The following is a 12,604-nucleotide window of genomic DNA, read 5'->3' as shown; positions in this document are numbered from 1 at the left end:
GATGTCCGCTGCCGCCTGGCATCAGGGTGGGCGGTTGGTATCGGCGGTAGCGGTGTAATTGAGGGCAGAGCTTCGCACGTTCCAATAAATGCGCCTAAAATTTGGCGTTTGGTGGGCCGATCAATGTGTCGTGTATCACCTGGCCGCTGGACGAAGGTAGCCTTCAGCAACCGTGCAGGTTCGCCCAGAATCTCCCACAACGCGAAGTAACGAATGAGGGGCTATGAAAGGACGCGTGCTGGTCGTCGACGACGACGCCGCTCTGGCCGAGATGCTCGGTATCGTGTTGCGCGGAGAGGGCTTCGAACCTTCTTTCGTCTCAGACGGCGACAAGGCGCTCGACGCTTTTCGCGACACCCGGCCGGACCTGGTGCTGCTCGACCTCATGCTGCCGGGCGCCGACGGCATCGACGTCTGCCGGCGCATCCGCGCGGAGTCGGGTGTGCCCATCGTGATGCTCACCGCCAAGAGCGACACGATCGACATCGTGCTCGGGCTGGAGTCCGGGGCCGATGACTACATCGTCAAGCCGTTCAAGCCGAAGGAGCTCGTCGCGCGGGTGCGGGCCCGGCTCCGCCGTACGGACGAGCCGACCCCCGAGATCCTGCAGATCGGCGACATCACCATCGACGTGGCCGGACACTCGGTCAAGCGGGGCGAGGAGACCATCAACCTCACGCCGCTCGAATTCGATCTCCTGGTGGCCCTCGCCCGCAAGCCCCGGCAGGTGTTCACGCGGGAGGTGCTCCTGGAGCAGGTGTGGGGCTACCGCCACGCGGCCGACACCAGGCTCGTCAACGTGCACGTGCAGCGCCTCCGCGCCAAGATCGAAAAGGATCCCGAGCGTCCTGAGATCGTGGTGACCGTCCGCGGCGTAGGGTACAAGGCCGGTCCGGCCTGAGTGCGAGCGAGCACATTTCCGGTATGCCCCCGCCATACGCCACGCAGAAACAGCCGCGCCGCCGGACATTCCGGCAGATCGTCCGCGGTGTCCGTCGGCGTACGCGGCGTGCCGGAGGCAGGGTGCGCCGCGTCTGGCGGCGCTCCCTGCAACTTCAGGTCGTCACCAGCACACTCGTGATCTCGGTCACCGTGGTCGCGGTGCTGGGCGTCTACCTGATGCAGCGCATGATCACCTCGGTCGTGCAGGGCAGACTGGTCGCCGCCACGGCCGAGGCCACCGCCGACCGGGTGCTGATCAGCGGTTATCTCAACCAGTCGATCGACGACCCGTCCAAGCAGTCGGTCAACGAATCCGACAGGGTGGCCAAGAACGCCTCCGACGCGCCCATCGACCGCGCCATCCAGGCGCTCGCCGCCCGGGCCGGCTCACCCGACCGGTATACGGCCATCATCCGCGACACGATGATGCCCGGGGAGTACCGCGCGACCTACAACATCGACCCGCGCAGCATCCCGGCCTCACTCCAGGACAAGGTCCGCAAATCCGACATCAACGCCGCGTCCAGCGTCCCGGTGTCGATCTACTACAAGGGCGCGACGGCGTCGGTGCCGGGCCTGGCCATCGGGGTGCGCGTACAGGGTGTGCCCACGACATATGAGCTCTACCACTTCTTCCCGCTCACCGAGGAAGAGCGGATGCTGTCCTCGGTACGGCAGATGCTCGTCGTCGTCGGCGCTGGACTCGTCCTACTCCTCGCGGCCGTCGCCTACCTGGTGACGCGCCAGGTCGTCACCCCCGTACGGCTCGCCCGCCAGGCCGCCGAACGGCTCGCCGCCGGCCGCCTGGACGAGCGCCTGAAAGTCAGGGGCGAAGACGATCTCGCCCGGCTCGCGACCCAGTTCAACGAGATGGCGGCCAACCTGGCGCTCAAGATCCACCAGTTGGAGGAGCTGTCGCAGGTCCAGCGGAAATTCGTCTCCGACGTGTCGCACGAGCTGCGCACCCCGCTGACCACCGTGCGCATGGCCGCCGACCTGCTCTACGACAACCGCGAGGATTTCGACCCGGTCATCGCCCGCGCCGCCGAACTCATGCAGAACCAGCTTGAGCGGTTCGAATCCATGCTCGCCGACCTGCTGGAGATCAGCAGGTACGACGCTGGCGCGGCCACTCTCGACGTCGACTCGGTCGACGTACGCGACGTGGTCCTGCGGGCCGTCGCCGACTCCGAAGCACTGGCCGAACGTCATTCGACCCGGTTCGATCTGCGTTTGCCGAGCGAGCCGTGCATGGCCGAGATGGACAGCCGCCGGGTCGAGCGCATCCTGCGCAACCTGCTGTTCAACGCCATCGAACACGGCGAGGGCAAGGACGTCATCGTCACCGTGGGAGGCGACCGGGATTCGGTGGCGGTAGCCGTACGCGACCACGGGGTGGGTCTGAAACCGGGCGAGGAGAACATGGTCTTCGACCGGTTCTGGCGCGCCGACCCGTCCAGGGCCAGGACCATCGGAGGCACGGGCCTCGGACTCGCGATCTCCCGCGAGGACGCGATGCTCCACGGCGGCTGGCTCCAGGCGTGGGGATCGCCCGGCGAAGGCTCACAGTTCCGGCTGTCCCTGCCGCGCGTCGCCGGCGCCGAACTGAGAGGATCGCCTCTCTCGCTCGTTCCGCCCGAGATCGAGATGCGGCGCACATGGCGGGGACACATGACGCCGGTGCTCTCACCCGCGTTGGGCGACCCCGGGCTGAACGGGGGGCCGCATGCGGAGTGACGGCCGGAGACGGACCGGGTTCCGCAGGATGACGCGTACGGCTGCCGCCGTCGCCACCCTGGTCGTGAGCTCGGCCTGCGCCATCGTCCCGACCGGGGGCATCCCCGAGTCGGTGAGCGAGGTCAACAAGGGCGACCCGCTGATGCAGCCGTTCACGCGCCTGATCCCCACCCCGCCGCGAGACGACTGGGACCCCGAGGCCGTCGTCCGGGGATTCCAAGCCGCAATGGCGAGCAACGACGACCAAGGCCGCGCGGTGGCACGCCAATACCTCACCAAGGAGGCCGCCCGCGTCTGGCGGTCGGAGGACGGCGTCAGCGTCGTCGCCTCAGCCGACTTCGAATCCGCGCCATTCAGCGAAGACGCTAAAGAAACGCGCGTCACGCTCAAGTCCGCCAAACGCGCGATAATCGACGACGACGGGCGCTACCGCACGGTCAAGGGCGAATCCAGCTGGACCGCCACCCTCGTCAAAGTCGGCAAAGTGTGGCGGATCGCCTCCGTGCCCAACGGCCTGATCATCACCGAGGCCGACGTCCAGCGGGCCTACCGCCCCGTCAACCTCTACTTCCTCGACCAGGTCGGCAGAGGACTCGTCGTCGACCAGGTACGGCTCCCCGTCGCGCCGGACGGCGACTTCGCCAAGACGGTCGTGCAGAGGCTGCTCCAAGGGCCGAGCGGATCGCTCAAAGACGCCGCCATCACCGCCCTGCCGGACCACGTCCGCGTCAACAGCGTCACCACCATGGGCGACACCGTCGTCGTCGACCTGTCAGAACAGGTCCGAGGCGGCGACCCCCTCTACGCGCAGCTCCAATGGACACTGCACGACCTCGCCAAAGACTGGACCATCGAACTGCGCGCCAACGGCGAACCCTTCTCCGGGGCGGGGCTGCGCATCGCCCCCAACGACTTCGCCGACTTCGACCGGCTGCTGCACCCCGGCACCGACATCGCCGGCTACTACCTCCACGACGGCGCGCTCCACATGCTGGGCTCCGACGGCAACGGCACCCCAGTGGCGGGGCCCGTGTGGTACGGCGGCGCCGGCCGCAAACAACTCCTCTACACCGAGCCCGCGCTGTCCATGGACCAGGAACCGAGAGTCGCGGCCAAATCCTCCCAAGGAGGTATCTGGGTCACCTCCCTCGTCGAAGGCGGACGCTGGCAGCAATGGATCGCCGGTTCCGACCTCACCGCGCCCTCATGGGACCGCTACTCGGCCCTATGGGCGGTCGACCGGGTCGGCGAGGCCACCTCCCACGTGCTCCGCCACGACGGAGGCCGCACACGGCGCATCCAGGCCCCCGGCCTGCTGCACACCACCGTCAAAGCCTTCCAGGTCGCCCGAGACGGCGTGCGGGTCGCCGCGGTCGTCGAGGACTCCACCGGAGTCCATGTGCGTCTCGGCGCGATCGTCGGCCAAGGCGACGACATCCGCGTCGACCACCTCCAAACCCTCACCGACGCCAAACCGGGCGAGATCCTGGACATCGCCTGGAAGGACTCCACGACCCTGCTCGTGCTGCTCAAAACCAAGGCGGGCAAACGGCTCGACGCCTACTCCGTCGGGGACGGCGGCCGAACACAGCTCAAAGCCGACGAACGCCTGCACACCATCGCCGCCCTCGGCGACCGCATGCTCGCCGGCACCGAAAAGCACGGCGGCATCCTCCGCTTCGACGCCGGCAAGTCGGAGTGGATCACCGTGGCGAAGCAGGGGGCGGGCTTCCCGGTCTTCCCCCTCGGGTGAGGTGTCGCTCTGGTCGCTGCGCTCCCGGCGCTCCTCAGTCCAAGCACCGGCGCCCCCTCGCACTCCCGGGTCGGCCGACTCCCAAACGGAAACAAGCCAAACGACCGACTCCCGAACGGGGACAGGGCGAAGCGGCCCGCTCCCGAGGCTTGGGTCAGGTGGCGAGAGGGCGGGGGTGGGTGCGGCGGGGGGTGGCGGCGAGGACGGCGGCGGTGGGGACGTGGGCGCCGGCGGCGCGTAGGGTGCGGGCGGCTTCGGTGAGGGTGGTGCCGGTGGTGAGGATGTCGTCTACGAGGACGACGGGGCCGGGGATGCCTGTGGGGGCGGCCCAGAGGGGCGTCAGGGCGGCGCGGGGGGTCGGGCGGAGGCGGAAGGCGTGGGCGAGGTTTGAGGCTCGCTGGCGGGAATTCAGGCCCGCCTGGTCTTCGGGGTGGCGGCGGTGTTCGAGGGGTTGTGCGTATGTGAGGGGGAGGCCGCATTCGCGGAGGCTTGCGACTGCGAGCTCGGCCAGGGTTCCGAGGGGATCGTGGCCGCGTCGCCTTTTGGCCCGGGGGGTGGTCGGGACGGGCACCACTGTGACGTGGGGTGCCGAGCCGCTGTGGGGAGGGGGGTGCCGGTGGTGGGCGGCGAGGGCGGAGGCCACGGCTCGCCAGAGGACGAGGGCCAGGGCGGCGCCGAGGGGAGCGGCGAGGGCGGTCAGGCCGCGCTCCTTGTAGGCGGTCAGGGCGCGGCGCAGGGGGCCGGTGTAGTCGGCGGCCGACCAGCACTCCGGCAACCCGGGAGGGGAAGGCGTGGGCATGCGGACGCCGGGGTCGTGGCACAGCCCGGCAGCGCAGGCCGGGCAGAGCGGGCCGACCCCGGTCGCGCACGCCGCACATCGGGGAGGCAGGAGCACATCGAGGAAGGCCGCCGACATCCTCAGACTCTCTCAGACGCCACCGACAGTGTGCGGCTTGGAAGAACGTGAAGATTCCTCGTATCTGATGCTCATTGCCCCGCAAAATCAGCATCTACCCGGTGGGCACTCCTGGCGAATATCACGCAAAGTGATCCTTTGGCGTAGTTCACGGCTGACATTCGGGCTGGATACAGATAGCGTCTGAGCATGGCACCCGTTCGGGTCCGTGGTTGCGTAGGGTCGGGTCGCCCGGCCCTGCTAGCCGATGCCAGCCGCAGGCCAAACGGTCCACGTAAGGCGACTTTTTGTCGACCGATCACGGTGCGGCTTAGGGGTAAGTCCTGCCTCCCCGGGGGTCCAGATGGCCTCCGCCAGGAGAGAAGGGCAGTAGTGGCGATAGCGCTGCGAGACCCTCAGCAGGCGGATGTGGGGACGAAGACCAGGTCGGCCGGACGGGTGCCATACACGTTCTCGGCATTGGCTGGTCATTTCAGGACAAACAGCATCAAAAGTAGTGACCAACGGATCTCGCTTCGGGGGGTTGGGGGCGGGATACGTTGGGCACGACCCGAGGACAAAGCGTGACCGGAGGGAGGTCGCCATCGGTTTTCACGCGCAGAACGGCGTCGTGAGACGCCGTGGTCCCGGCGGTCTCGACACCGGGCGCGTCACCACCACGGGCACTCTTCACGCGGGCCGGTCGTACCGGCCGCGACACTCACCCGCACCGGCCGCTTCTCGGCCGTGCTGCGGGCGCGGTGAAGAGGAGTCGGTCGAGAGTCGAAGGGGGTTGTTGCATGGACATCATCGTCAAGGGGCGGCACACCGGAGTGAGTGACCGTTTCCGCGACCACGTGACGACCAAACTGGCCAAAATCGAACGGCTGGACAGCAAGCTGATCCGTGTCGACGTCGAGGTCTCCAAGGAGGCCAACGCCCGGATCAGCGACCACCGTGAGCGGGTGGAGCTCACGATTCACTCTCGCGGCCCCGCAGTACGCGCCGAAGCATCGGCCGAAGACCGGTTCGCCGCACTCGATATCGCCCTCGGCAAACTGGAAGGACGCCTCCGGCGGATCAACGACAGACGCAAGATGCATCACGGCAACCATTGCCCTCCGTCCGTCGCCGAACTCACGTCGGTCCTCGCCGACAACGACGATCTTCCACCTGTCGCCGTCAACGGCGCGTCCCCGTCCGAGAAGAAAAAAGCGGGTGCGCCCGCTCCCCGGAAGCAGTCCCCCGCGGACACCGACTACACCGAGCCCGTCGTGGCCATAGAGATGGACGGTGATGGTCCTCTCATTGTCCGTGAGAAGTTCCACCGGGCCGATCCGGTGACCATTGACCAGGCACTTCTCGAAATGGAGCTGGTCGGCCACGACTTCTATCTGTTCCGCGACAAGGAGAGCGGACTGCCGAGTGTGGTCTACCGGCGGCGCGGATACAACTACGGGGTGTTGCGGCTCGTTGAGCCGTAACCATGGCGTTTGAAGATCCTCTCGACCACCCTAGGACCGTGAAAGCCATGTAATCATGGCGGTCCAACGGCTCTGGCCCCCACGAGGAGGAGGCGTGACGCAATCCGACGAGGCCCGCGTGTCCGGGCGCGGCGAGCCGATCCGTGTGCTGATCGTCGACGATCACGCGCTGATCCGTCGCAGTCTGGAGCTGGCGCTGGCCGCGGAGGCGGACATCGAGGTGGTCGGTGAGGCTAGCGACGGTCAGGAGGCGGTCGAGTTGTCAGACCGCCTTCTGCCGGACGTCGTTCTGATGGACGTGCGCATGCCGCGGCAGGGCGGCATCGACGCGACCAGGCAGATCAAGGCGTCGGTCCCCAGCACCAGGATCATCATGCTGACGGTGAGCGACGAAGAGGAAGATCTCTTCGAGGCCATCAAGGCGGGTGCCACCGGATATCTGCTCAAAGACGTGCAGATCGACGAGGTGCCGGACGCCGTTCGCGGCGTCCACGAGGGACAGTCGCTGATCAACCCGGCCATGGCCGCCAAGTTAATCAGCGAGTTCGCGAACATGAGCCGCAAGGAGGCCGAACGCCCACCGCAGCTCCCCGTGCCCAGGTTGACCGACCGCGAGATGGAGGTGCTCCGCCTGGTCGCCAAGGGCATGAACAACCGCGAGATCGCCAAGCAGCTCTTCATCTCCGAGAACACCGTGAAGAACCACGTCCGCAACATCCTGGACAAACTTCAGCTCCACTCCAGGATGGAGGCCGTGGTCTACGCGGTCAGAGAACGCATGCTGGAGATCACCTGACCCATCGCGCCGGGATCTCAGGCCCTCCGCCCGAGGTCCCGGCCACTCCGGGCCCTTCTCCGGCGGCCCGGATATGTGCGGTGGCGCGGTCGGATGTCGCGCATCGCCGCGCTGACGGAGCCGCCGTGTCGGCGGCGTCAGTCGGCGAGGGCCGTGCGGAGATCGTGGACGATGTCGGGGGTGGTCCCGCGTTCCACGCGCACGCTGTCGCAGCCCACCCAGGAGGCGGCCTCCCGCAGCGCCTCGGCGACCGCTTCGAGCGCGACCGGGCGCCGCACGCCGGGCTCCAGGCCGACCTGGCGGGCGATCAGCGTGTTGCCGTCGCGTGCCGGGTCGACCCGGCCGACCAGGCGGCCCTCCGCGAGGACGGGCATCGCGAAGTAGCCGTGAACTCGCTTGGCTTTCGGGACATAAGCCTCAAGTCTGTGGGTGAAGCCGAACACGCGCGCCGTACGCGGCCGGTCCCAGACCAGGGAGTCGAACGGCGAGAGCAGCGTCGTGCGATGGCGCCCGCGCGGTTCGCCGGCGAGCGCCTCGGGATGGGCCCAGGCGTTCGCCTCCACGGCGGCGGACCGGGAACCTGAAGGGCGGGCGGCGGGCCACTCGGGGACGCGCACGGGCTTCAGGCCGGCCGATCCGTCGAACAGTGCCTCGTCGAGCAGGGTGGCCTGGGGGCCGCTCAGCCGGAGGAAGTCGATCAGGTCGGCCCTCGTCGCCACGCCGAGGGCCCTGCCCGCGGCGCCGGCGAGCCGGGTGACGCACGCGCGGTCGTCGAGGTCTTGGGCCAACAGGTCGCCGGGCACGACACGCTCGGCCAGGTCGTAGATCCGCCGCCAGCCGACGCGGCGGGTGCAGACGACCTCGCCGATGTCGAGGAGCCACTCAATGGCGATCTTCGTGTCGGACCAGTCCCACCACGGCCCGCCGTTTTTCGCCCCGCCCAGGTCGGTCGTCGTGAGCGGTCCCTCGTCCCGAACGCGTTCGAGGACCTTGTCGACGGACGGCGGCACCTCATGCCATCGGGATTTCCCCTCGCGGAACGCCCGCCGCCGGAACGCGTAAAGCGGCCAGTGGTCGATCGGCAGGATGCAGGCGGCGTGGCACCAGTACTCGAACGCCGTCGGCGGATTGTGCCAGTAGGCCCGCTCGACGCTCTGCCGAGCCACGGGCCCGAGCCGCGCGTAGGCGATCAGCTCGTGGGAGCGGGCGAGCACCGAGATGGTGTCGAGCTGCACCGCGGCCAGCCGCCGCAGAACCGCCGGCGCTCCGCCTCTGCGGCCTTCGGCCCCGAGGAACCCCTGTGCCTTGAGCACCACTTTGCGCGCCTGATCGGCGCTCATCTCCACGGTCATCGCCCGACCCCCAAGGCGCGGGCAGGGGAGGGGGAGAGGCCCTGAGTACGGCACGGCGAAAGCATGCCCAGACCCTAACCGCTGTCACCGACAAAACCGTTACGCCGGTGAGCCCGGCGGGCTGTGGTGGCGGGGCTCGGGCCGTACGGCGTAAGCGGCGGTGGCCGCCACCGGGGTGGTGGCGGCCACGCGGCGGTGACTCAGGCGGTCAGTGGAGCGAGCGCTGGAACGGCGAGTGGTGTTCGGCGTCGGGCAGGACGCGGGGAGCGTCGACGATGACGTCGGAGAAGATGTCGAAGGCGAGCGCGAGTACGCCGCCGAAGGCGCTGACGCCGGCACCGACCCAGAACAGGGTCCAGTTGGGACCCAGCGTGAGCGCGACCCCGCCCAGTGTGAAGCCGATCAGGATGATCACCACCGAGATCCAGGATGAGGCTCTACCCGCGTGGCTGCCCTGGTACGGACTGGGCTCCATGCGTTTCTCCCTCCCGTGATACCGCGCGCTGAAATAGCGGCCCCCCGGCGGCGCGCGGTATATATCGGCATACCCGCAGATACATCCCATACTCACGGTAATCATGGGGCTTCGTCCTAAGTGCCTGCGGGGATTGGCGGCACCCTCGGCGGACACATCAGGGGGAACTATGAAGAGCGTGACAGCGTTGTTTACGGTGGCTGTGCCGGGTGGTGGAAGCGCCTACGATGGCAGCGGGGAAGTATGTTCTCGACCCTCTGCACCGGCCGGCCCGATGCGGTAGACCTGCGAGGAGCTTTACACCAGTGCCAGCTATTCTTGACAAGATCCTTCGTGCGGGCGAAGGCAAGATCCTGCGTAAGCTGAAGCGGATCTCCGACCAGGTCAACTCGATTGAGGACTCGTTCCGGGAGATGGACGACGAGGAGTTGCGCGACATGACCGCGCAGCTCCGCCAGCGCCATGCCGACGGTGAGAGCCTTGACGACCTGTTGCCCGAGGCTTTTGCGACCGTGCGCGAGGCCGCCAGGCGCGTGTTGGGCCAACGCCCCTTCGACGTGCAGATCATGGGCGGCGCCAATCTTCACATGGGCAACATCTCCGAGATGCGCACCGGTGAGGGCAAGACGCTGACCTGCACCCTGCCCGCCTATCTCAACGCCGTTTCCGGCAAGGGCGTGCACGTCGTGACGGTCAACGACTACCTCGCCAAGCGCGACTCCGACACGATGGGCCGAGTGCACCGCTTCCTGGGGCTCGAGGTCGGGGTGATCCTGGCCAACATGCCCGCCGACGAGCGGCGCAAGGCATATAACGCCGACATCACCTATGGCACGAACAACGAGTTCGGCTTCGACTACCTGCGCGACAACATGGCGTGGTCCATGGATGAGTGCGTGCAGCGCGGGCACAACTTCGCGGTCGTCGACGAGGTCGACTCGATCCTCATCGACGAGGCCCGCACCCCGCTGATCATCTCCGGTCCGGGCGAGCAGTCCGGGAAGTGGTACCAGGAGTTCGCCAAGATCGTGCCGAGGCTCCGCCGGGGCGTCGAGGGCAAGGACGGCGCGGAGAGCACCGGCGACTACGTCGTCGACGAGAAGAAGCGCACCGTCGGCATCCTGGAGTCCGGCGTCGAGAAGGTCGAGGACTGGCTCGGCATCGACAACCTCTACAAGCCCGAGCACACCCACCTGGTGGGCTTCCTCAACAACGCGCTCAAGGCCAAGGAGCTCTACCGGAAGGACAAGGACTACATCGTCGTCGACGGCGACGTCCTGATCGTCGACGAGTTCACGGGTCGAGTCCTCCACGGCCGCCGCTACAACGAGGGCATGCACCAGGCCATCGAGGCCAAGGAGAGCGTGAAGATCAAGGACGAGAACCAGACTCTCGCCACGATCACGCTGCAGAACTACTTCCGCCTCTACGCCAAGCTGGCCGGCATGACCGGCACGGCCGCCACCGAGGCCAACGAGTTCCACCAGACCTACAAGCTCGGCGTGGTGCCGATCCCGACCAACCGCCCGATGGTCCGCAAAGACCAGGCCGACGTGGTCTACAAGACCGAGGACGCCAAGTTCAACGCGGTGGTCGACGACATCAAGGAGCGCTACGAGAAGGGCCAGCCCGTACTGGTCGGCACGACCTCCGTCGCCAAGTCCGAGCGGCTGTCCAAGGCGCTCAAGCGCCACGGTGTGACGCACGAGGTGCTCAACGCGAAGAACCACGCCCGTGAGGCGTCGATCATCGCGGAGGCGGGCCGCAAGCATGCGGTGACGGTCGCCACCAACATGGCCGGTCGAGGCACCGACATCATGCTGGGCGGCAACTCCGAGTTCCGCGCCGACGTCGAGCTGCGCCAGCGCGGCCTCGACCCGACGGAGACGCCCGACGAATACGACAAGGCATACCCCGAGGCGCTGGAGAAGGCCAAGGAGGCCGTGAAGGCCGAGCACGACGATGTCACCGACCTCGGCGGGCTCTACGTCCTCGGCACCGAGCGCCACGAGTCGCGCCGCATCGACAACCAGCTCCGCGGCCGTTCCGGCCGTCAGGGCGACCCCGGCGAGTCGCGGTTCTACCTGTCGCTTGAGGACGACCTCATGCGCCTGTTCAACGCCGCTCGCGTTGAGATGATCATGACTCGGCTCAACATCCCGGACGACGTGCCGATCGAGTCCGGCATCGTGTCCAAGGCGATCGCGAGCGCGCAGCACCAGGTCGAGCAGCAGAACTTCGAGATCCGCAAGAACGTCCTCAAGTACGACGAGGTCATGAACCGCCAGCGCAAGGTGATCTACGCCGAGCGCCACCGGGTCCTCGAAGGCGCCGACCTGCACGACCAGATCACCGGCTTCATCAACGACGTGGTCGCCGAATACGTCAAGGGCGCCACGGCCGAGGGCTTCTCCGAGGAGTGGGACCTCGACAAGCTGTGGAAGGCGTTCGGCCAGCTCTACCCGGTCTCCCACACCATCGACGAGCTCGTCGAGGAGGTCGGCAGCCGCGAGGAGCTCAGCGCCGAGTTCATCGAGACCAAGATCAAGGCCGACGCGCTCGCCGCCTACGCCAAGCGTGAGGAGGAGCTCGGCTCCGAGACCATGCGCGAGCTGGAGCGCCGCGTCGTGCTCTCCGTGCTCGACCGCAAGTGGCGCGAGCACCTCTATGAGATGGATTACCTCCAGGAGGGCATCGGCCTGCGGGCCATGGCCCAGCGCGACCCGCTGATCGAATACCAGCGTGAGGGCTTCGACATGTTCGCCGCGATGCTCGACGGCATCAAGGAGGAGTCGGTCGGCTACCTGTTCAACCTTGAGGTCGAGGTCCAGGCCAACCCGATCGTCGAGGAGGCCGAGACCGAGGACGCGGCGGTCAGCGAGGCCCGCTCGATCATCGCGCGGGGCCTGCGCGGCCCGCAGCGGCCGAGCGAGCTGGAATACACCGCCCCTGGCGAGACCGGCGAGGCGGAGCACACGCGCGTGCGCACCACGCCCGAGGAGCGCGCCGCCTACGGCAACGTCGAGCGCAACGCGCCCTGCCCCTGCGGCTCAGGCAAGAAGTACAAGCGCTGCCACGGCGACCCGAAGCACGTCAGCGCCTGACATGGAAGACGCCTGACATGGAAGACGCCTGACGCGCCTGACGCGGAAGACGCCTGACACGAAGAT

Annotated in this window: 9 protein-coding genes; 6 read left to right on the top strand and 3 right to left on the bottom strand. The window is 67.7% G+C overall.

Annotated features, from left to right (window positions below; all coding sequences use genetic code 11):
- Positions 1-223 precede the first annotated feature (223 nt).
- Genes mtrA through BLQ73_RS08250 form a run of 3 tightly spaced genes read left to right on the top strand, consistent with a single transcriptional unit; the run spans position 224 to position 4,432 of the window.
- Positions 224-901 carry an MtrAB system response regulator MtrA gene (mtrA, locus tag BLQ73_RS08260; RefSeq protein ID WP_093169781.1) on the top strand — a complete coding sequence of 226 codons (678 nt, stop codon included), beginning with the start codon at positions 224-226 and terminating at the stop codon, positions 899-901.
- Between the two features lie 23 nt (positions 902-924).
- Positions 925-2,679 (top strand): MtrAB system histidine kinase MtrB, encoded by a 1,755-nt coding sequence (mtrB, locus tag BLQ73_RS08255; RefSeq protein WP_093169780.1) that lies wholly within the window; start codon positions 925-927, stop codon positions 2,677-2,679.
- Between the two features lie 28 nt (positions 2,680-2,707).
- Complete coding sequence (locus tag BLQ73_RS08250; RefSeq protein ID WP_176955328.1) at positions 2,708-4,432, top strand: LpqB family beta-propeller domain-containing protein; 1,725 nt, start codon at positions 2,708-2,710, stop codon at positions 4,430-4,432.
- 154 nt (positions 4,433-4,586) lie between these two features.
- On the opposite strand, the gene BLQ73_RS34510 is transcribed toward BLQ73_RS08250, so the two are convergent.
- Positions 4,587-5,348: a ComF family protein gene (locus tag BLQ73_RS34510; RefSeq protein ID WP_093169778.1), complete on the bottom strand. Its 762-nt coding sequence runs from the start codon at positions 5,346-5,348 to the stop codon at positions 4,587-4,589.
- A gap of 779 nt (positions 5,349-6,127) precedes the next feature.
- On the opposite strand from BLQ73_RS34510, the gene hpf reads away from it, so the two are divergent.
- Together hpf and BLQ73_RS08235 are read left to right on the top strand one after the other, a co-directional pair.
- Positions 6,128-6,811 (top strand): ribosome hibernation-promoting factor, HPF/YfiA family, encoded by a 684-nt coding sequence (gene hpf, locus BLQ73_RS08240; protein ID WP_093169777.1) that lies wholly within the window; start codon positions 6,128-6,130, stop codon positions 6,809-6,811.
- A gap of 94 nt (positions 6,812-6,905) precedes the next feature.
- Positions 6,906-7,607: a response regulator gene (locus BLQ73_RS08235; RefSeq protein WP_093169776.1), complete on the top strand. Its 702-nt coding sequence runs from the start codon at positions 6,906-6,908 to the stop codon at positions 7,605-7,607.
- A 137-nt stretch (positions 7,608-7,744) separates the two neighbouring features.
- Here the strand turns inward: BLQ73_RS08235 and BLQ73_RS08230 are convergent, their stop codons facing one another.
- Both BLQ73_RS08230 and BLQ73_RS08225 read right to left on the bottom strand, forming a co-directional pair.
- Positions 7,745-8,959 carry a winged helix-turn-helix domain-containing protein gene (locus tag BLQ73_RS08230; RefSeq protein WP_093169775.1) on the bottom strand — a complete coding sequence of 405 codons (1,215 nt, stop codon included), beginning with the start codon at positions 8,957-8,959 and terminating at the stop codon, positions 7,745-7,747.
- A 208-nt stretch (positions 8,960-9,167) separates the two neighbouring features.
- A complete protein-coding gene (locus tag BLQ73_RS08225) occupies positions 9,168-9,434 on the bottom strand; it encodes an HGxxPAAW family protein (RefSeq protein ID WP_093169774.1) in 267 nt (88 codons plus the stop codon).
- A gap of 305 nt (positions 9,435-9,739) precedes the next feature.
- Between BLQ73_RS08225 and secA the strand changes: the two genes are divergently transcribed.
- Positions 9,740-12,538: a preprotein translocase subunit SecA gene (gene secA, locus BLQ73_RS08220; RefSeq protein WP_093169773.1), complete on the top strand. Its 2,799-nt coding sequence runs from the start codon at positions 9,740-9,742 to the stop codon at positions 12,536-12,538.
- The last annotated feature ends 66 nt before the right edge of the window (positions 12,539-12,604 follow it).

The sequence above is a fragment of the Sinosporangium album genome (assembly GCF_900100605.1).
GTDB lineage: Bacteria > Actinomycetota > Actinomycetes > Streptosporangiales > Streptosporangiaceae > Sinosporangium > Sinosporangium album.
The sequence above is the reverse complement of the archived record's forward strand: the minus strand, read 5'-3'. Positions and strand labels throughout refer to the sequence as shown.